This is a genomic window from Xanthomonas sp. SI (genome assembly GCF_014236855.1).
Taxonomy (GTDB): domain Bacteria; phylum Pseudomonadota; class Gammaproteobacteria; order Xanthomonadales; family Xanthomonadaceae; genus Xanthomonas_A.
In genome coordinates, this window is sequence record NZ_CP051261.1 from 468,999 (window position 1) to 488,137 (window position 19,139).

Annotated in this window: 16 protein-coding genes; 2 read left to right on the forward strand and 14 right to left on the reverse strand. The window is 69.8% G+C overall.

What is annotated here, in order from left to right; translation table 11 throughout:
* The 14 genes from HEP75_RS02130 to HEP75_RS02195 form a co-directional block, all read right to left on the reverse strand.
* A complete protein-coding gene (locus tag HEP75_RS02130; RefSeq protein ID WP_185825266.1) occupies positions 1 to 1,710 on the reverse strand; it encodes a putative porin in 1,710 nt (569 codons plus the stop codon).
* 28 nt (positions 1,711 to 1,738) lie between these two features.
* On the reverse strand, positions 1,739 to 2,419 hold the full coding sequence (locus tag HEP75_RS02135) for a TonB family protein (RefSeq protein WP_185825267.1): 681 nt from the start codon (positions 2,417 to 2,419) through the stop codon (positions 1,739 to 1,741).
* Complete coding sequence (locus HEP75_RS02140) at positions 2,420 to 2,824, reverse strand: biopolymer transporter ExbD (RefSeq protein WP_185814983.1); 405 nt, start codon at positions 2,822 to 2,824, stop codon at positions 2,420 to 2,422.
* 4 nt (positions 2,825 to 2,828) lie between these two features.
* Positions 2,829 to 4,598: a DUF2341 domain-containing protein gene (locus HEP75_RS02145; RefSeq protein WP_185825268.1), complete on the reverse strand. Its 1,770-nt coding sequence runs from the start codon at positions 4,596 to 4,598 to the stop codon at positions 2,829 to 2,831.
* A gap of 35 nt (positions 4,599 to 4,633) precedes the next feature.
* On the reverse strand, positions 4,634 to 6,196 hold the full coding sequence (locus HEP75_RS02150; protein ID WP_255423969.1) for a ShlB/FhaC/HecB family hemolysin secretion/activation protein: 1,563 nt from the start codon (positions 6,194 to 6,196) through the stop codon (positions 4,634 to 4,636).
* A 622-nt stretch (positions 6,197 to 6,818) separates the two neighbouring features.
* Positions 6,819 to 8,117 (reverse strand): DUF58 domain-containing protein, encoded by a 1,299-nt coding sequence (locus tag HEP75_RS02155; RefSeq protein WP_185825269.1) that lies wholly within the window; start codon positions 8,115 to 8,117, stop codon positions 6,819 to 6,821.
* A 163-nt stretch (positions 8,118 to 8,280) separates the two neighbouring features.
* Positions 8,281 to 9,273 (reverse strand): MoxR family ATPase, encoded by a 993-nt coding sequence (locus HEP75_RS02160; RefSeq protein ID WP_185825270.1) that lies wholly within the window; start codon positions 9,271 to 9,273, stop codon positions 8,281 to 8,283.
* Positions 9,270 to 10,457, reverse strand: a complete 1,188-nt coding sequence (locus HEP75_RS02165) for a DUF4350 domain-containing protein (RefSeq protein ID WP_185825271.1) — start codon at positions 10,455 to 10,457, stop codon at positions 9,270 to 9,272. Before HEP75_RS02165 ends, HEP75_RS02160 begins: the two co-directional genes overlap by 4 nt.
* Positions 10,454 to 12,145 (reverse strand): DUF4129 domain-containing protein, encoded by a 1,692-nt coding sequence (locus HEP75_RS02170; RefSeq protein ID WP_185825272.1) that lies wholly within the window; start codon positions 12,143 to 12,145, stop codon positions 10,454 to 10,456. The genes HEP75_RS02165 and HEP75_RS02170 overlap by 4 nt, the downstream gene beginning before the upstream one ends.
* Complete coding sequence (locus HEP75_RS02175; RefSeq protein ID WP_185825273.1) at positions 12,135 to 13,160, reverse strand: stage II sporulation protein M; 1,026 nt, start codon at positions 13,158 to 13,160, stop codon at positions 12,135 to 12,137. The genes HEP75_RS02170 and HEP75_RS02175 overlap by 11 nt, the downstream gene beginning before the upstream one ends.
* Entirely contained in the window at positions 13,157 to 13,834 is a 678-nt protein-coding gene (locus tag HEP75_RS02180) for an RDD family protein (RefSeq protein ID WP_185825274.1), read from the reverse strand. Before HEP75_RS02180 ends, HEP75_RS02175 begins: the two co-directional genes overlap by 4 nt.
* A gap of 232 nt (positions 13,835 to 14,066) precedes the next feature.
* Positions 14,067 to 15,017, reverse strand: a complete 951-nt coding sequence (locus HEP75_RS02185; protein WP_185825275.1) for a DUF2167 domain-containing protein — start codon at positions 15,015 to 15,017, stop codon at positions 14,067 to 14,069.
* Between the two features lie 80 nt (positions 15,018 to 15,097).
* Positions 15,098 to 15,649, reverse strand: coding sequence for a gamma carbonic anhydrase family protein (locus HEP75_RS02190; protein ID WP_185825276.1), 552 nt, complete (start codon positions 15,647 to 15,649; stop codon positions 15,098 to 15,100).
* Between the two features lie 587 nt (positions 15,650 to 16,236).
* Positions 16,237 to 16,446 carry a hypothetical protein gene (locus HEP75_RS02195; RefSeq protein WP_185823559.1) on the reverse strand — a complete coding sequence of 70 codons (210 nt, stop codon included), beginning with the start codon at positions 16,444 to 16,446 and terminating at the stop codon, positions 16,237 to 16,239.
* A 54-nt stretch (positions 16,447 to 16,500) separates the two neighbouring features.
* Here HEP75_RS02195 and HEP75_RS02200 point away from each other — a divergent pair, with 54 nt between their 5' ends.
* Together HEP75_RS02200 and HEP75_RS02205 are read left to right on the forward strand one after the other, a co-directional pair.
* Positions 16,501 to 17,358: a PA4780 family RIO1-like protein kinase gene (locus HEP75_RS02200; protein WP_185825277.1), complete on the forward strand. Its 858-nt coding sequence runs from the start codon at positions 16,501 to 16,503 to the stop codon at positions 17,356 to 17,358.
* A 656-nt stretch (positions 17,359 to 18,014) separates the two neighbouring features.
* Positions 18,015 to 19,136 carry an efflux RND transporter periplasmic adaptor subunit gene (locus tag HEP75_RS02205; protein ID WP_255424064.1) on the forward strand — a complete coding sequence of 374 codons (1,122 nt, stop codon included), beginning with the start codon at positions 18,015 to 18,017 and terminating at the stop codon, positions 19,134 to 19,136.
* Positions 19,137 to 19,139 lie beyond the last annotated feature (3 nt).

Below are 19,139 nucleotides of genomic sequence, written 5' to 3' on the forward strand. Positions count from 1 at the left end.
TCAGAACTCCGTGCCGAGGTCGAGCTGCAGCAGGTCCACCGCGAACGGGGGGCCGGAGATCTCGTTGGCGCTGAGCCAGCGCAGGCCGACCCAGGTATTGCGCGCCAGCGCATAGTTGCCGCCGACGATCAGCCCGCGCGCATTGGTGCCGCCCAGGTGGAAGTCCGAATCGGTGAAGCCGTCCGGCACCGCGTCCGATTCCAGATACTTGTAGCCGATGCTGAAGTTCCAGTCGCCCGGCTTGACCGGCTTGGGCTGGCCGACGGTGAAGTTGAGGTAGTAGCCCATGTCGCCGCCATCGAACACGCCCTGGTCGCCGAGGTTGTTGACCGGGCCGAGCGAGCGCACGCGTGCGGCGTTGTAGCGGGTGTTCTTGACCACGTCGGCCTCGACCAGCACCGCGACCGGGGCGAACTGGTCCAGTTGCAGCTGCGCGTGCAGGTCGGCCACGCCGAACTTGCTGGCATAGCCGTAGTACTGCAGTTGCGGTCCGTTGGGGTTGGCGGGATCGGCGACGATGTCGCGCAGCGCGACCAAGGTGTTGCCGAACTGCTGGAACTGCGGCCGCGAACCGTCGGTGTCGCAGCTGTCGGCCGAGGTCGGCGCCAGGCACGGCGACGAACGCTTGCCCTCGAACTGGTCGTACTGGAAGTAGCCCAGGCCCACGCGCAGCGCCATGGCGTCGGCGAAGCGCCACTGCATGCCCAGCTGCGCGCCGTACATCCACTTGTCGCGGCTGCGGGTCTTGCTGGTGCTGGTGGAGCCGAAATCGAACTCGGTGTTGTAGACCGGGAACAGGCCGGCGCTGATCCACGGCGCGAACTCCGCGTCGGCGTCGGCCAGGTCGTAGCGTGCGGCCACGCCGTCGAAGTTGAGGTCGTTGTCGAACACCAGTTCGCTGCTCCAGAACGGATTGGCGAAGCGGCCGAACGACAGGGCCAACCCGTCGATGGGCGTGAGCTGCAGCGCGGCGCGGTCCAGCCACAGCGAATACTTGGACAGGTTGCCGTTGCCGCCCAGGGTCTGGTTGGTGGACACCGGGCTGCGGTCGCTGCCGGTGGCCAGGCGCAGGTCGGCCTGCACCCAGTCGGCGATCTGCGCGCTCACCCCGAGCCGCGCCCGCACGCGCATGCGGCTGCGGTTCTGGGTGGTGTTGAGGAACGGGGCGTTGGTGCTGCCCACCGTATCGAAGCCGGAGCCGGCGTTGATGGCGCCGAAGTTGGGGAAGGCCGCGTAGTTGTCGTCGGCGTTGAACACGCCTTCGCCGCGCACGCGCAGGTCGCCGTACACGCGCACGCGCTGGGTCCATTCCGGCAGCGCGCCGGGCGCGGCCCAGCCTTCGGACTTGGCCTGCGCGGTGACTTCGGCGCGCAGTTCGTCCTTGATCTGCTGGCGCACCGGCTCGGGCACGTACGGCACCACCACCGCGCCGGGCTGGGTCTTGTACGCCGCGGCGCCGGCCAGCGCCGGTGCGGGCGCTGGCGCCGCGGTGGCGGAGGCTTCGCGGATCAGGTCGTCGGCCTGGGCGCGGGTCATCACGCCCTTGGCGACCAGCAGGTCGATCAAGCGCAGCGTGACCTGCGGGTTGATCTGCGCCGGATCGATCGCGGGCGCCGCGGACTGGGCCATGGCCGCGACCGGCGCCAGCAGCAATGCCAGCAGCGCCAGGCGCAGCCGGGACGGACGGTGGAGAGGAGACGAAGTGGTCATGCGGGAGTCCTTGATGCGAAACGCGGCGTCAGCCCGGCGCCAGGGCGCCGATGCGCAACTGGATGGGTTGGGGAAGGGAGGCGGGCGGCGGTTGCGGCAGCGGCTGGTCCTGCAGCGCGCGCACGATCGCCGCGTCCAGTTCCGGCTTGCCCGCCGAGGTGAGGATCTGCAGGCGGCCGATGCTGCCGTCCGGGTTCAGCCACAGCGCCACGGTGGCGCTGTAGCGGCCCTTGCGGGTGCGTTCGTCGCGCTGCAGCAGCTGCTGCACCGCGCGCTGCACGCTGGCCGCATAGCTGCCGAACGGACTGCCGCCGCCGCCCTTGCCGCCGATGCGGGTGCCGCCGCCGTCGCCGGCCTGCAGGCCGAAGGCGTTGTCGCCCGGACCGGCCGGCGCGGTCAGCGGATCGCCCGGCGGGGTCGGCTCGGCGTCCGGCTTGGGTTGCGGCGTCGGCTCGGCCGCCTGCAAGGGCTGCGGGCGTTCCTGCGGCTTGGGCGGCTGCGGATCGGGTTTGGGCGGCGGCGGAGGCGGCGGGGGCGGCAGCATCACCTGGGTGATGCGCGGCGGTTGCGCGCGCGCCGGCGTCGCCTGCTGCGGGCGCAGCAGCGTGGAGACCAGCCAGCCGAGCAGCAGCAGCGCCAGCAACGCCGCGCCGACTTTCAGCCAGCGCCGCGGCGGCTCGGTGTACTGCAGCGGATCGATCGTGTTCACTCAGCCGGCCGCCGGGCGTTGCGTGGCCAGGCCGATCGAGGCGATGCCGAGCCGGCTGCATAGGTCCAGCACCGCCATCACCTTCTCGTATTGCACGGTGCGATCGCCGCGCAGCATCACCGGCAACTCGGCATCGCTGGCCAGCGCGTTGCGCAGCTGCTGTTCCAGTTCGCTCATGCTCACCGGCACCGCGTCCAGGCTGACCTGGCCGTTGTTGTCGATCGCGATGACCTTGGTCTTGGGTTCGGACAGCGGCTTGGCCGCGCTGGCCTTGGGCAATTCCACCTTGATGCCCTGCACCGCGGCGGTGGTCATGATGATGAAGATCACCAGCAGCACGTACGCCAGGTCCAGCATCGGCGTGATGTTGATGTCGTCGTAGGGCTTCTTGCCTTGGACCTTCATCGGCTCAGCCTCCGCCCGCGCGGACCGGCGCGTCGCCGGCATAGTCTTCGGCGATGCGTTTTTCCAGTTCGTCGACGAACACCTGCATGTCCGCCGAGACCGCTTCGGCCTGGCTGAGCAGGTAGTTGTAGCCGAACAGCGCGGGGATCGCGACGGCCAGGCCGGCCACCGTGGCCAGCAGCGCGGCGGCGATGCCGGGGGCGATCGCGTTGATGTTGACGTCGCCGGCCGCGGCCACCGCGGCGAAGGTGATCATGACCCCGACCACGGTGCCGAGCAGGCCCAGGAACGGGCCGCCGGAAATGGCGATGGTCAGCAACACCATGCTCTTGTGGATGCGCTGGCCTTCGCGCACCGCGGCCGCGTCCAGCGCCGAGCGGATCGCGGCAATCGACTGCGGACGCACCACGTTGGTCCCGCTGGCCTGCAGGCGTTCGCGCAGCTCCTGCTGGCCGACCTGCAGCAGCCGCGCCAGGTTGGAGCGCACGCCGGCGGCCGTGCCGAGTTGCTGCCAGTGCGGCGCGTGCAGCGGATGCGCAGTCACCTGCTGGCGGTAGGCGGTGAGGAAGCGCGCGTTGGCGCCGGCGGTGGCGTTGAGGTACAGGCCCTTGCGCACCATCACCCACCAGCTGATCAGCGCCATCACCCCCAGGATCCCGATCACCGCCCACGCATCCGGGGTCAGCGCGGCGATCAGGATGCCGAAGTAGTTGTGGCCGCCATCGCCGGAATGCTGTTCGACCGGATCGAAACGCAGCAGCCGCGCGTCCACGCCCTGGCTGCGCGCCGCCGCTTCGATCGCGCCGATCGCGCGCGCGTTCTTGGACACTTCGATCTCGTCGAGCAAGCCGATGAAGTTCGGCCGTGCCGCGCCGGGTTCGCCGCCGAGCAACAGGCCGCCACTGCTGGCCGGCAAGGCCACCGCGGTCTCGCCGGCGGGCTGGCCGTTGACGAACAGGGTCGCGGTCTTGCCGTCGCTGCGCAGCGCCACATGCGCCCAGGCATCGGCCGGCAGCGCGGTGGTGGCGGCGATCTGCGCGGTCGCGCCGAACTCGGCCAGCACGCGGCCTTCGTCCAGACGGAGGGTGAGTACGCCGGGCAGCGCCAGCAGCACGCCCGAGGCATTTGCGCTGGCCGGCTTGGCCCACAGCGACATGGTCGCCGGCTGCGCCGCCGGCCAGTTCAACGAGGCCGAGGCCGGCACCGTCACCGGCGCGCGCCCGTCCAGGCGCAGTCCGGCGCCGATCAGCGCGGTGTCGGCCAGGGCCGGCGCGGTGGCGGCGTTGTTGGCGTAGGCGGTGCTGTCGGCGCCGGCGGCTTGCGCGCTGGCGAAGTGATAGACCGCCACGGTGTCGGCGTCGTAGCTGCCCTTGGCGTCGCTGCCGCCGCTGGCCTCGGGATTGCCGAAGTAGACGTACAACGGCGTGCTCGCGTTGGCCGGCAGGTCGGGCAGATCGACCCATGCCAGCGCCACCTGGTCGACCAGGCCGTCGTATTTCTCGAAGTGGTACTTCAGCGGCGTGCGGTCGTCGCCGGCGACGAAACGCACGTCGCTGCCATCGGCCTTGGCATCGGCGAAATTGAAGTTGCCCGCATGCAGGCGAACCAGCACCTGGGTGCGCCCGGACGGCTGGCTCAGCGCCGCACCGGTGGACGTGGTGTCCAGGGTGAGCTTAGCCCGATAGTTCCACTTGCCGTCCCACCATGTCGCGGCCATCGCCGGCAACGCGAGCAGCAACAACCCCAGCAGCACGAACATACGCAGTCTGATCACGATCTACCCCAATTGATGTTTGAACGACGCCGGCGTCAGAACTCGCTCCACAGCCGGAACAGCACGTTGATGTCTTTCTGCTTGTGCCCGCCGGGGCTGGACAGCGGCGCCGCCACTTCCAGCGCACCGTTGAGATGCGCGAACGCCTTGAAGGCCGCGCCCAGTCCGGTCGACACCAGGGTTTCGCTGACCGACTGCTCGGGCAGCGGGTCGTGGATGCGCGCATAGCCGGCGTCCACGAACGCATGCACACGCGCGTCCTGCACCATGCGCCCGGCCGCGGAGGCGAACGAGGGACTGCGCAGTTCGAACTGGCCGGCGGCGCCGTAATCGCCCAGCGCCTGGCTTTCGGCATAGCCGCGCACGCTGTCCATGCCGCCGATGCTGAATTGCTCGTTGCTGATCAGCGGCTCGGACGCCAGCTGGGTCTGCAGCCGCGCATACCACTGGTAGTCGCTGCCGAAGCTGCGCGTGCGCGAGGCGTCCGTGCGCAGGTGGAAGAAGTTGGAGCGCGCCTTGTAGCGCTTGATGTCGAAGCGCGCGCTGTCGTCGCCGACGCCGCGCACGTTCATCGTCGCGGTCAGCTCCAGCGTGTCGGTGCCGCGCAGCTGGCTCCATGTGGCGTTGTAGGCGGCGCTGAGCGGCAGGTAACGGATCGGCGCGGAGCTGCGGTCGCCGCCGAACAGTGTGTCTTCCTTGAAGTCCTTGTAGTCGGCGCCGACGCTCAGGCTGTGGAAGAAGCCCGCCTCGGCCGGCAGCGCGCGGATCAGGCGCAGGCCGGACAAGCTGCCGTTGCCGATCACGTTGAAGCCGCCGATCGCGGCGACCTCGCTGTCGCTGCGCACCGTGTAGCCGAGCAGCGACCACGGCGATGCGCCGAAACGCGCCAGGTACGAAGCGGAAAACACCCGCGCATCGGACGGCTGTTGCGGCGCGGTCTGCGCCGAGAAGGTCAGGCTGTGGCCGCGTTGCCACAGATTGTCGTAGCGCACCGACCCGCTCAGCCGCAGTTCCGAGGTATTGGCGCTGTTGCGGTTGTTGAGCTCCAGGCTGCCGTGCAGCGGCAGCGTGTCCTCCACGTTCAAGTCCACGTCCACCGTGTTCGGCTGCGCGCCCGGCTTGACGTCGGGGGTGACGCGGCGGTCCGGCCACTGGTTCAGCGCGACGATGTCGCGCTGCACGGCGTTGAAGTCGGGTACGGTGCCTTCCTGCAGCGACGGCGCGCCGTCGGCGATGGCGTCGGGAGAAAAATAATCCGCGCCATTGACCCGCAAGCGGCCGATGCGCTGCTCGCTGACCTGCAAGGTGACGAGACCATTGCCCGCATCCTGCTCGGGAATGCTCACCGCCACCGTGGCCAGGCCCTTGCCCGCGTACAGCGTCTGCAACGCGGCGCGCGCCGCTTCCACATCGGCCTCGCTGCGCTGTGGGCCGAGAAACGGATACACCGCGCGCTCGATCTCCGTTGCGCTCAATTCGCTGTTGCCGACCACCTGGTAGGCCATCACGTCGAAACGCGCGGTCGGCGCGTCTGCGGCGAAGGCGCACGGCACGCCGCACACGGCCATGCCGAGCGCTGCGAAGATTCGCAACTCCATCTGAAAATATCCCCTGAACTTCGGCGCGCGGCGCGATGCCGCTATGAAGACCGCTGCAATGCGGCGAGGACCATAGGAGCGCTAAATGACCATCCGCGAACGCTTTTATGACGGCGCGTGTAAGGTTTTTGCCATAGACGGCAAAAACGTGCCGAGCACTGAAATATGAATTCGCAGTGCAGCAACATCATCCGCGGCTAGCGCCAGGCGGCGTATAGCGAAGCGCGGGATTACCGCGCGATGACGCGCCCAGACGCGCACGCAGCAGCGCAGCGACACCGTCGCGACTTGTCTACGAGATCGTCCGCACCGCGGCCGCGCGACGACAGGGATCGCTCGCGCTAAATGCGAGGTAACGTTCACCAGCGCAGCCCGGCTGCTTCTCGCCGGTGGCCGGGAGTCGCGGCGCAGCGCTTGGCCGCCAGCTTATCGGCCGTGGCCTGCTACAACTTGATAAAGGAGAAGGCGCCGTCCGGCGTTTCGGCATCCGAACTGGACAGGTTGCTGCAACGCTGCGAATGAACGCCGTCCTGGCATCTGGGAGTCACTTGCGTGCGCGGACGCTGCAGCGATGCGCGCGCCGTTTCGCCGGCAACGCTGTTCCGCGAGCTGCGCGCTGCCGCTACAACAACCCGTCGCGTTTGACCGCGAGATAGCGTTCCACCAGCGCGCCCGGCAGTTCCTCGCCGGTGACGTCGAGCACCATCACGCCGTGGCTGCGCAGTGCGTCGTGTGCGTCGCCGCGTTGCTGCAGATAGCGCGCCACCGCGCCGGCCTGCACCGCCTGCTGCAGGTCGTGCACGTCCTGGCTCAGCGCCTGGTCCAGCGCGTGCTCGCGCAGGCTGGCCACGCACACCAGGTGCCGGCGTTGCAGCAGCCGCACCGCGGCGAGCAGGTCTTCGATGTCTTCGTCGCGCACGTTGCTGATCAGCATCACCAGCGAACGGCGGCGCTGGCGCAGCGACAGTTCGGTCGCCGCCGCCAGGTAATCGGTGGCCACCGCCTGCGGCTGCAGGTCGTAGCTGGCGCGCAGCAGCGCATCGACCGTGCCCATGCCGCGCTGCGGCGCGACCCAGCGCGCGTCGCCGCCGCTGGCCATCAGGCCGACCGCATCGCCCTGGCGCAGCGCCAGGTACGACACCACCAGCGCGGCATTGAGCACGTTGTCGAAATGCGACAGGCCGCTCTCGCTGGCCATCATCCGCCGCCCGGTGTCGATCAGCATCAGCAGCTGCTGGTTCTTCTCGTCCTGGTACTCGCGCGAGATCAGCTTGCGCGCGCGCGAGGTGGCCTTCCAGTCGATCTGGCGCAGGCTGTCGCCGACGCGGTATTCGCGCATCTGGTGGAAGTCGGTGCCTTCGCCGCGGCGCCGCTTCAGGTGCGCGCCGACCAGCCGCGAGGCCTGTTCGGCACTGAACAGGGCGAAGCGGGTCAGCGGCGCGAAGTTCGGATACACGCGCACGGTCTGCGCCGCGCCGGCCACGCGCCGCTGCCGCCACAGGCGCCAGGCCGAATGCAGGCGCAGATGGGTGCCGGGAAACTCGAAACGGCCGCGCGCGGTCGGGCGCAGCCGGTAGGTGAGGTGGGTTTCGCTGGCCGCGCGCAGGGTCACGCGCCGCGGCAGGCCCTGCATCCACCAGCCGCTAGGCACCAGATCGAACACGTCCAACGTCTGCCGCTGCGCGCTGTCGATGCGCAGCCCGGCCTCGCGCTCCACGCCCAGCGGCAAGGCCTCGGGCAGTTCGCGGCGCAACTGCGGGGTGGGGCTGCGCCACAGCCGCCACGCATCGACCGCGGCGACCACGCCGATCGCCGCACCCAGCGCTTGCCACGGCCACAGCGACAGGAACTCCAGCGCCGTGGCCAGGCCGCACAGCGCCCATAGGCCGAGCAGGGCGAGCAGTGGCGGAGCAGGTCTCATGGATGAGTGGCCGGGATTGGGGATTCGGGAATGGGGAATCGCAACAGCGCGGCGCGTGCACCCAAGGCCGCACTGGCAGCAGTTCGGACTCGATCAGGGAATGCCGGCATCGCCGCCGGTGCGGGCTCTGCCGAATCCCCAATCCCCAATCCCGACTCCCGGCTCATTTCCGCGGCGCCTCCACCTTCGCCAGCAGCGCGCCCAGCGCGTCGTCGGCGCTCTGGCCTTCGATCTGCAGTTCCGGGGCCAGCGCGATGCGGTGGCGCAGCGCCGGCTTGGCGATGTCGCGGATGTCGTCGGGGGTGACGAAGTCGCGGCCGGACAGCACAGCCTGCGCGCGCGCGGCGCGGATCAGCGCGATGCTGCCGCGCGGGCCGGCGCCGAGCGCGATGCCCGGCCAGCTGCGGGTGGCGGCGACGATGCGCACCGCGTAGTCGATCACCTGCGGGTCCACCACGATCGCGGCGGTGCCCAACTGCATCGCCACCACGTCGTCGGCGCTGAGCACGCGCGGCACCTGCGACAGGTCGAAGTCGCCGGCGCTGCGCCCGGTGGTGACCGCTTCCACCATGCGCTTTTCGTCTTCGAGCTGCGGATAGTCGATCAGGATCTTCAGCAGGAAGCGGTCCAGCTGCGCTTCGGGCAGCGGATAGGTGCCTTCCTGCTCGACCGGGTTCTGCGTGGCCAGGGCCAGGAACGGCGGCGCCAGCGGAAACGCTTTGCCCTCGATGGTGACCTGGCCTTCCTGCATCACTTCCAGCAGCGCCGACTGGGTCTTGGCCGGGGCGCGGTTGATCTCGTCGGCCAGCAGCAGGTGGGTGAACACCGGGCCGCGGCGGATCTTGAAGCTCTCGGTCTTGGGGTCGTACACGGCGTGGCCGCTGACGTCGCTGGGCATCAGGTCGGGGGTGAACTGCACGCGCGCGTAGTTCAGTTCCAGCGCCTGCGCCAGCGCGCGCACCAGCAGGGTCTTGCCCAGCCCGGGCACGCCTTCGATCAGCACGTGGCCGCCGGCCAGCAGCGCGATCAGGATCTGCTCGAGCACCTCCGGCTGGCCGATGAAGGCCTGGCCGACCGCCTCGCGGATGGCCTCGACGCGTTCGATCAGGGCGGGGCCGGTGAGGGGGGCGACGGATTCGGCGGGGGCGGTGGTCATAACTGGTTTCTCATCTGGACGAGGAGGCGAATGCGATCGCGGAAGGCGGCGTGTTGTTTGGGCGCTGGCGCCTGCAGCGCCTGTTCGACCTGCGCCGGCGACAGGTTCAGGCGTTCGGCGATGGCCGCGGCCTGCGCGGGACCCTGCAGCGCGGCGGCGAGCGGCGCGCGGCGCCGCAGCCGGGTCAGGAACGCCTGGCGCATCGCCGCGTACAGCAGCGCGGACTTGCCGTAGCGAAACAGGTGCTCGCCGCTGGCGCGCACGTGTTCCAGCAGCGAGCGGCGGTCGCCGGCCGGCGAGGCGCGCAGCGGACCGAAGCGCTGCGTGCGCGACCACAGCCAGGCCAGCAGCATCAGCAGCGCCGGCAGCCAGGCCGGCCAGCCGCGGGTGAACAGCGTGCGCCACAGCGACGGCAGTTCGGCGGAGTAGATCAGGTAGATGGTGCCGTCGCCGTAGTTGGGCGCCAGGATCTGCCGCGCCAGCAGGCGGTGCGGCACGTCGCGCAGGCCGCCGCTCGGCGGGGCGGGCGGCGCATCCAGCGCGTCGTCGCGCAAGCGGTTGCCGCCGTTGCTGCCGTTCTGCAGGAAATCCATTTCCGCCAGCAGGTCCACGGTGCCATCGCCGTACGGCAGGCGCGCGTAGGCGTAGTCCGCGTCGCTGCCCCAAAAGTTGCTCGCCGCATCCTCGTCGATCTGGAAACGCCGGCCATTGCAGAACTCGCTGTGCTCGGGCTGTCCGGGAATGGCCAGTTTCAGGCAGTGGTCCGGCTTGCCGTCCTCAAGCTCGACATCGAGCGCATCGAAGATCGGCAGCTTGGCCGTGTCGTCGTCCTCGTTGGCCGCCGGTGTGCGCAGGATCAGGTGGCCGCCGCGCTCGACCCAGGCCAGCAGTGCATCGCTGTCGGGCTTGCTCAGCGCGCGCGGGTCGCCGAACAGCAGCACGCTGTCGTGCGGCTGCAGCCGCATCGCCGCCAGGTCCAGGCGTTGCCGCGATTCGGCGTGCACGCCGTCGGCGCGCAGGGTCTGGCGCAACGCATACAGCGGGTTGTACGCGGCCTCGCCGCGCGGCGGCAGCGCCAGTTCGCGTTCGGCGCGTTCGTAGCGGCCCAGGAACCAGGCCGCCAGCACGCTGGTCACCAGCAGCCCGAGCACGAAGATCAGCGCATTGCGGGTGCCGCTGTTCATGCGCGCCACCGGTATTGCTGCTGCAGTTCGTCGAGCAAACCGGCAAAGGTGTCGTCGTCGGGCAGGCGCGCGGCGTAGGCGGCGTATTGCCAGGTGCGCACCATGCGCGCGAACAGGCTGCGGTCGGCGTCGTCCGGCAGGCGCCTGGAAGCGCGCAGGCATTGCGCTTCGGTGGCGCCCGGCGGCAGCACCAGGTTTGCCCGTTCGCACACGGTCGCCACGCTGGCGCGATATAGCAGCGCCAGCGCGTCGCGCTGCCTGCCCTCGCGCCATAGCCGGCGCGCGATGGTGGCGACGTCGTCCGGCAGCGGCTCGGCGCTCAGCACCGGCGCATGCACCACCGGCGTTTCGACCGGGGCACGCTTGCGCACGCTGCCGCGCATCCACGGTAGCCAGTGCTTGGCGGTCAGCAGCAGGACCAGCACCAGCATGCCGGCCAGCAACCACATGCCCCATTCGCCGACGAACGCGAACGCGGCCGCCACGCTCGCCAGCAAGCCCTTGCCGAAGCGCGGATCGAGCTTGTCCGGATCGGGCTTCTTCTCGTCGTCGTCGTTGCGGTCGCGCTTCTTCCAGTAGCCGATGCTGCGCTTGCCCGACAGCAGCGGATCTTCATAGGCCCGGTCGGCGGCGCGGTCGAAGCGCGCGTCGGCGGCGGGGACGGTATTGAAGATGTCGTCGAGCGCGGCCGGCTCGGCAGCGTCTTCGTCTTCGTCATCTCCATCGTCCTGAGCCTTGTGCGGATCGCCCATCGCGGTGCCGTCGTCCGCGGCGTTGGCGGCGTCGTGCGGCGCTTCCGTCGCCGGAGCGGGGGACAGCGCATGCGGGTCGGTCGCGACCGGGACTTCGCTGCCCGGCGCAGCGCTTTGCGCGCGCAGCGCAGCGCCCGGGACGCCGAGCAGGACCAGCGCCAGCAGCAGCGGCGCGGCCCCACCCAGCCGATCGCGCAGCCGGCGCAGCGCCATTTCCACGTCCCAGGCTTCGATCTCGGTGCGGCGGTTGAGGTACAGGCCGAAGCCGGCGCCGACGAAGAACGGTTCGATCAGCGTCGTCGCCAACCAGCCGAAGGCGTTCAGGCCGACGTCGGCCCACACCGGGTTCTCATCGCCGATCAGCGCCCACGCCGCGCGCGCGGTTTCCGGCAGCAGGTCCACCGGTACGAACATCGCGATCGCGGCGATGCAGGCCAGCAGCAGCATCGCCTCGAAATGCCAGCACACGCTGGCCAGCAGCAGCGCATGCCCGTACACCGCGCCACCCAGGGTGCGGCGGCGCTGCCGCTGCTGTTCGGCGCTGGCCCCTTCCAGCAACTCCAGCGGCAGGAACACCGTGCGCGCCGGGCTCAGCCGGCGCCAGGTCAGGTAGCCGAACATCGGGCGCCAGCCCCAGCGCAGCTGCGCGCGCAGCGTGTCGCGCACGCTGGGCACGTCGCCGAACACGCCGCGCGAGATCACGAACAGCGGGATCCGGTCCAGCACCGGTTTCAGCCACCACAGCGCCAGGCTGGCCAGCCAGAGTTGGTCGATCGCCCAGGCGCCGAGATTGAGCAACGCGAACAGCGGCAGGGTGACCAGCAGCCACGGTTTCCAGATCGCGCCGGCATGGCGGCGCACCAGCGCGCTGCCCAGCTCCATCGCCTCCCAGGCCGAGCGCGCGCGCAGCACCACGTCCAGGCGTTCAATCCGCATCGCCGGCCTCCGCCATGCCGCGTCCGCCGCGCCACAGCCACACCAGCACCAGCGTCCACAGCAGGCCGGACACGCCGTACTTCACCGCCGCCGGCAGCGAGCCGATCGAGGACCAGAACGCCTCGATGAAGGCGGCGACCAGCAGCATGAATGCCACGCCCAGGCACAGCTTGGCGCCGATCGTGCCGCCTTCGACCAGTGCGTCGATGCGCCGGCGCCGCCCCGGCGCCAGCAGCTTCAGCCCCAGTTGCAGGCCGGCGCCGCCGGCGATCACGATCGCGGTCAGTTCGAACGGCGCATGCCCGGCGACGAAGCGCCAGAACGTCACGCCGTAACCGATCTGGTGCAGGTGCCCGGCCACCGCACCGATGGTGACGCCGTTGAACAGCAGCACCAGCACCGTGCCGAGTCCGGCCAGCAGGCCGCTGGCGAAGGTGCGCAGGCCGATGCTGATGTTGTTCATGATGTAGTGGCCGAACATCTGCCAGTCGTCGCCGCTGTCGCGGCCGAGCTTGTGCGCGGCGCTGGCCGGGTCGTACATCCGTTCCATCTGCGCGACCTGCATCGGATCCATCAGCCCGTGGATCAGTTCCGGCCGGTACTGCAGCAGCACGAAGATGGTGACCAGCGGCACCACGAACAGCGCGGTGGCCGCGGCCATGCAGCCGGCCTGGCTGCGCACCAGCTGCGGGAAATCGGCGAACAGGAACTCGGCCGCGCGCCGCCAGCGCGGCCGCGGCGGCCGGTACAGCTCGGTGTGGCCCTGCTGCATCAACTGCTGCAGGCGCGCGGTGACCAGCGGGCTGTAGCCGCGATTGCGCGCCAGCGCCAGCTGCTGGCAGAGCCGCCGGTAGCGGGCCGGCATGTCTTCGTCGGCCAGGCGCCATGCGTCCGCGGCGCTGTCGGGCGCGCTCGCGTCCGCGCTGGCGGGGCGCTTGCGTCCGCGCGTGTGCAGCCAGGTCTCGAAGGCCTCCCACTCGCGCTGATGGCGGGCGATGAACTGCTCCTGCCTCATCGCCGCCCCAACAGCCAGTTGGCCATCGCATACAGGCGCAGCACGCCGGCCTGGCCCGGCGTCTGCGTCAACGGCAGCGCCAGCGTGGCCAGTTCCAGCTGCCGCGCCGGTGCCAGCCGCGGCGCGCGCTCGGCGAAGGCGATCAACGCCGCCTGCTCGGCCGGCAGCAACGCCAGCGGCGGCGGCGCCGCGCTGGCGATCGGCGGCAGTCCGGTCTCGTGGCGCGGCGGCTGGTGGATCACCAGGGTGCCGGCGACCATGTCGCCCAGGCGCCGCGCATGCACGTCGAACAGGCAGGCGATCAGGCCGACGGCATAGCCGAACGGCAGCATGTCCACGGTGCGCAACAGGTTGCGGGTGATCGCCGCCGTCCAGCCGGCCGGCGCTCCGTCGCGCGAGACCACGCGCAGGCCCAGCGCCTTCTTGCCCAGGGTCTGCCCGAACCAGCCTTCGAGCACGATCGGATAGGCCCAGAACACCAGGAACATCGCCACCAGGTACAGGCCCTGGCCGAAGCCGCCGAGCGCGCCGAGCAGCAGGCCCATCAGGGTCAGCACGCCGAAGCGCACCGCCAGGTCGATCAGCCAGGCCAGCGCGCGCGGCACCGCGCCGGCGGCCGGCAGATGCAACGGCACGCCTTCGGGCGTGATCACTTCACGGTAGGTATCGAGCATGCCGCTCACCGCCGGAGTGCGGCGTGGCGCGCATGCGTGCCTGCGATGTAGGGAGGCCGTCCTTCCGTCCGGCCGGCTGCCTGTGGCGGCATGCGTGATCTCGACTGCGTCCTGCTCCGAACCGCGACTTTAGCCGGCGCGGCGCCAATTGCCCAGCCGCACGCCGTTGCCGGCGCCGGAAGGTCCTCACGCGATGACGACGACGGCGCGGCAAGCGTGCCGCGCAGGCCGCTCAACGCACCGTGCCGCCGTCGCGCTTGCGCCCGGAGAACAGCTTGCCGATCCCGCCGGCCAGCGCCATCAGCCCCAGCGCCACCAGCTTCCAGGCCTTGGCCAGGATCAGGCCGAGCTTGGCGAACAGGCCGGCCTTGGCCGCCAGGCCGCCGCCGATCAGCGTGGCCAGGCCGTAGCTGGCGATCTTGTCGGTGGACGGGTTGTGGTCGGCGTAGCGCGCGCCGCTGTCGAATTCGGCCATCGGCAGCAGCTGCTGCATGCCGGCGCGCACCTGCGGCAGCTCGTCCATGCCGGCGATCGCGTTGAGGCTCAGGTAGCCGTGGCGGCCGAGCACGCGGATGTCGTAGTTGAGGGTATGGCCGTCGTTGCCCTGGAACGCCAGTTCGCGCGCCCAGTACAGCTTCTTGCTCGCGGCGTCGTAGCGCGGCGGCACCGCCCAGCCGACCAGGTCCACGCTCTCGTAGCCGGCTTCCTTGCGCTGCGTGTTCTCCTCGCGGGTTTCCTTCTGCATGTCCGCGAGCATGTCCTGGTAGTCGATCTTGCTGGCGTCCTCGTCGGACACGTAGCCGTCGTCGGCGTAGGTGACCACCACCGCCCAGCTGCCCTGCTCGTTCAGCGCGGGCTGGCGCGGCACGATCAGGCCCAGCACGGTGTCGTCCGGCGGATTGCCCCAGTACGTTTCCAGCACCTGCCGCGCATCGTCCTTGCCGAGATAGCGGAAGTCGTGGTTCAGCTCGAAATGCACCTTGGCCTGCGGCACTTCGATGTGCCCATCCTGGAAATGCAGCGAGGCGACGAACTGCTCGGCGCTCATGCCGTCCTGGCCATGCTCTTCTTGGGCGTGCTCTTCCTGAGCATGCTCTTCTTCGGCCACGGCCGATCCGGCAGTGGCGCCCAGCGCAAGCAGGAAAGCGGCCAGCAGGCCGCGCAACGGAAGTGTCTTGGTCATCGCGAATCCATTCGGTGGCGTCCCCACGCCAGAGGCGCGCAGTGTCGCGCAAAGCGCCACGCCGCGCCAGTCGCTGCGGCTTACTGCGGCGCCGGCGACGCCATGTCCAGGTAGCGATCCTTCAGCCGCACGTAGTGCTGCGCGGAGTAGTGCAGGCTTTCGACCTCCTTGTCGCTGAGCGTGCGCGCCAGCCGCGCCGGATTGCCCAGCCACAGTTCGCGCTCGCCGACGGTCTTGCCTGGCCCGACCACCGCGCCGGCGCCGACGAAGCCGTATTTCTTCACCGTGGCGCCGTCGAGGATGCACGCGCCCATGCCGATCAGGCACAGGTCCTCGATGGTGCAAGCGTGGATGATGCAGCCGTGGCCCACGGTCACGTCGGCGCCGATCAGGGTCGAATAGCCGGCCTTGTTGAACGGGCTGTGGTGGCTGACGTGGATGATGCTGCCGTCCTGGATGTTGCTGCGCGCGCCGATGCGCACGTGGTTGACGTCGCCGCGGATCACCGTGCCCGGCCAGACCGACACGTCCTCGTCCAGCACCACGTCGCCGATGAGGGTGCAGGCCGGGTCCACGTAGACGCGTGCGCCGAGCTGCGGCGTCTTGTCCAGGAACGGGCGGATCGGGTTCACGGCATTCTCCGGCGGAAGGGGCGGGGACATGCGCCGGGTTGCGGCGCGCCTGTCGATGATAGCGCCTGGCCGCAAAGCGCTTCTGGCACATGGCTGGGGGGCGGGGAGATGCCGGCAACGGCGCGGTCGCTGGCGCGATCGATCGTGAAGGTCCGTGCGGCCCTGGGCAATTGCGACCGCCAGGTCAGGCCCATGGCCAGCAGCGTGCAGCTGGCCAGCGTCCGCAGCAGGTGCACCCAGGCGCAGCCTGCGGCCCTGGGCCGAGACATCTGTAGTCGCAGAGGCTACCGACCGGGATGCGCCAGGCACGGCGCAGCGACCGGCGAACGACGGCATCGCCGGACATGGACAGCACGAGGGAGGTTGCGCTTAGCCAGGCATGCGCGAACCGCGGCATCTGCGCGCGGGCGGGCTGGTGAAGGAGGGGCGAATCGTCGTGGGCGTAGGCGCGGCACGGTTGCCCACGTGCCGGGAGCGCAGCGGATGCCAGGCTGATGCTGTGCCGTCGGGCCGGGCCAGGATGCCGCGCGCCGCCTCTGCGGTCGCAGTCCGGCGAGCCCGTCGCGCGAGCTCGCCGGAGGGGCTTGCTACTTCTTCTTTTCTTTCTTGGCCGCGCGCTTTTCCTTCAGCGTCTTGGTCGGCTGCTTCTTGTCGCTCTTCTTCTGATCCATGCCCTTGCTCATGACACCCTCTGGACGATTGCACTGTGGATTGCCGGCTGCGGCCGCCGTGGCGGCGATCGCGGCTGCCACTTTACTCCGCTGGCGGCCGCCCATGCCGCAGTTGTCGCCCGGCATGCACGCAAGGTTGGGTCATAATCCGGTTTTCCCCTTCAAGGTCCCCCGCGTCCGATGAAAACCCCCCAGGGCCTGCAGCCGCTGATCGAGGACGGCGTCATCGACAGCGTGCTGCGCCCGCTCAAGAGTGGCAAGGAGGCCGCCGTGTACGTGGTCCAGGCCGGTGCCGAGGTGCTGTGCGCCAAGGTCTACAAGGACATGGCGCAGCGCAGCTTCCAGGCGCGGGTGCAGTACCAGGAGGGCCGCAAGGTGCGCGGCAGCCGCCAGGCGCGGGCGATGGGCAAGGCGACCAAGTTCGGCCGCCGCGAGCAGGAAGCCGCGTGGAAGGACACCGAGGCCAACACCCTGTACCAGCTGGTGGACGCCGGCGTGCACGTGCCGCAGCCGCGCGGCTACTTCCACGGCGTGCTGCTGATGGACCTGGTCACCGATGCCGACGGGCAGAGCGCGCCGCGGCTGGGCGAGGTGGAACTGGAGCCGGAGCAGGCGCGCGCGTTCCACATGCAATTGATCGGCGACGTGGTGAAGATGCTGTGCCTGGGCCTGGTGCACGGCGACCTGTCCGAATACAACGTGCTGGTCGCCGCCGAGGGCCCGGTGGTGATCGACTTCCCGCAGGTGGTCAGCGCCGCCGGCAACAATGCCGCGCGCGACATGCTGCTGCGCGACGTGCACAACCTGCGCGATTGCCTCGGCCGCTTCGCCCCCGAGCTCAACGAAACCCATTACGGCGAAGAAATGTGGGCGCTGTACGAGAAGGGCGAACTGCGCCCGGACAGCACGCTCAGCGGCCGCTTCGTATTCGACACCCGTCGCGCCGACGTGCGCGCGGTACGCGACTCGATCGAAGACGCGCGGCAGGAAGCGATCATCCGCCAGCAGGGCCGCGAGGCCGCGGCGGACGAGGACTGAGCGCACGCGGCGGTGCGCCGTGACAGGGCGCGCTGCAGAAAACGTGTTCTTGCCGAAGTGTGCCGCTCGCCATTGCGCGCTGCGCGGCGCAGCGGCCGACCAAGTGCTGCGACTCCGCCGCTGCGTTCGTCGTAGCTGAAGTCGCTTCCACAAGGCTTGCGGCAACGCGTTGGGTGCGCTGCGTGAGGGGCTTCAGCCCCGACGCGCTCCGGTTGCCGCAAGTGCGCCACTTTATTTGTCGCGGCTGAAGCCGCTCCTACAGGGGCTTGCGGCCAACTTATCGGGTGCCCTGTGAGAAGGGTCTCAGTCCCGGCGCAGCATGATCGTGGCTGACAGCGGACCCCAGTGACCGCAACATGAGACGACGCCGGCACGCGCTCGGCAGCCGTTCGCGAGCGCAGCGCACAGCGCAATTTTCGTATGCGATGCGATACCAACGTATCGCCGAAAAGATCAATCTTTCTCCAGGCTTTCTGCGCGCGCAGAAAAATTGAAGTGGCAGCTGACTGCCGTTTTCGTGCGGGTATAAAGCGGGAATACATTTCGTGTAGCGTTGCGCGCTTCGATCTCCCACCCCCTCGATTTCGACGCTCATGTTCGACGCCTTCGCCGCGCCTCGTTGTTTGATTTTCTGTGGATCCATTTTGTTTCTGGCGATGGCGACGGGGTGTTCGTCCACTGCGCAACCGCCGCCGCCGATCAAGGTCGGCACGCTCGCGCTGACCCCGCACAGCCTGCCGGTGGAGCAGTCGCTGCCCGGGCGCACCGTGGCCTACGAAGTCTCCGACGTGCGACCGCAGGTCAACGGCCTGCTGCGGCAACGGCTGTTCGCCGAGGGCCAGGACGTCCAGGCCGGGCAGGTGCTGTACCAGATCGATCCTGCGCCGTACCAGGCCGCCTACGACACCGCGCGCGGGCAGCTCGCGCAGGCCCAGGCTGCCGTGCTCGCGGCGCGTCCCAAGGCCGCGCGCTACCGCACCCTGGTCGAGCAGGACGCGGCCAGCAAGCAGGATGCCGACGACGCGCAGGCCGCCTTGCAGGAAGCCGAAGCCAACGTGGTGGCGGCGCAGGCGTCGTTGCAGGCGGCGCGCATCAATCTCGGCTACACCCGGGTGACGGCGCCGATCTCCGGCACCATCGGCAGCTCGGCCTATACCGCCGGCGCGCTGGTGACCGCGCAGCAGGATGCGGCGCTGGCCAGGATCCAGCGGCTGGACCCGATCTACCTGGACGTGAGCCAGTCCAGCACGCAGATGCTGGCCTTGCGTGAGCGGCTCGATGCCGGCCAGATCAAGGCCGCCGACGGCAAGATCGCGGTGCGGGTACGCCTGGAGGACGGCCGCTTCTATCCGCATCCGGGCACGCTGGAGTTCGTCGGCAGCTCGGTCGATCCCGGCACCGGCGGGGTCACCCTGCGTGTGGTCGTGCCCAATCCGCAGCATCTGCTGCTGCCCGGCATGTACCTGCGCGCGCTGCTGCCGCTGGCCAGCGATCCGAGCGCGATCCTGGTGCCGCAACAGGCGGTGACCCGCGATGCCAAAGGCGAGCCGCTGGTGAAGCTGCTCGGCGCGCACAACCGGGTCGAGGAGCGGCGGATCCGCACCGGCGACACGGTCGGCCACGATTGGGTGGTGGAAGCCGGGCTCAAGCCGGGCGAACGGCTGATCGTGGTCAACGGCAGCCGCGCCGAGATCGGCAAACCCGTCGTGCCGTATACGGTCAGCGCCGCGCAGCTCGAGGCCGCGCCCGCGGTGCCGGGCGACGCCCAGGCCGACTGAGGA

Excerpts from the sequence above, each read along its gene's own strand:
- HEP75_RS02130 (WP_185825266.1), bottom strand. The coding sequence starts at position 1,710 with ATGACCACTTCGTCTCCTCTCCACCGTCCGTCCCGGCTGCGCCTGGCG.
- HEP75_RS02140 (WP_185814983.1), bottom strand. The coding sequence starts at position 2,824 with ATGAAGGTCCAAGGCAAGAAGCCCTACGACGACATCAACATCACGCCG.
- HEP75_RS02150 (WP_255423969.1), bottom strand. The coding sequence starts at position 6,196 with ATGGAGTTGCGAATCTTCGCAGCGCTCGGCATGGCCGTGTGCGGCGTG.
- HEP75_RS02155 (WP_185825269.1), bottom strand. The coding sequence starts at position 8,117 with ATGAGACCTGCTCCGCCACTGCTCGCCCTGCTCGGCCTATGGGCGCTG.
- HEP75_RS02160 (WP_185825270.1), bottom strand. The coding sequence starts at position 9,273 with ATGACCACCGCCCCCGCCGAATCCGTCGCCCCCCTCACCGGCCCCGCC.
- HEP75_RS02165 (WP_185825271.1), bottom strand. The coding sequence starts at position 10,457 with ATGAACAGCGGCACCCGCAATGCGCTGATCTTCGTGCTCGGGCTGCTG.
- HEP75_RS02170 (WP_185825272.1), bottom strand. The coding sequence starts at position 12,145 with ATGCGGATTGAACGCCTGGACGTGGTGCTGCGCGCGCGCTCGGCCTGG.
- HEP75_RS02175 (WP_185825273.1), bottom strand. The coding sequence starts at position 13,160 with ATGAGGCAGGAGCAGTTCATCGCCCGCCATCAGCGCGAGTGGGAGGCC.
- HEP75_RS02180 (WP_185825274.1), bottom strand. The coding sequence starts at position 13,834 with ATGCTCGATACCTACCGTGAAGTGATCACGCCCGAAGGCGTGCCGTTG.
- HEP75_RS02185 (WP_185825275.1), bottom strand. The coding sequence starts at position 15,017 with ATGACCAAGACACTTCCGTTGCGCGGCCTGCTGGCCGCTTTCCTGCTT.
- HEP75_RS02195 (WP_185823559.1), bottom strand. The coding sequence starts at position 16,446 with ATGCCGGGCGACAACTGCGGCATGGGCGGCCGCCAGCGGAGTAAAGTG.
- HEP75_RS02200 (WP_185825277.1), top strand. The coding sequence starts at position 16,501 with ATGAAAACCCCCCAGGGCCTGCAGCCGCTGATCGAGGACGGCGTCATC.
- HEP75_RS02205 (WP_255424064.1), top strand. The coding sequence starts at position 18,015 with ATGGCGACGGGGTGTTCGTCCACTGCGCAACCGCCGCCGCCGATCAAG.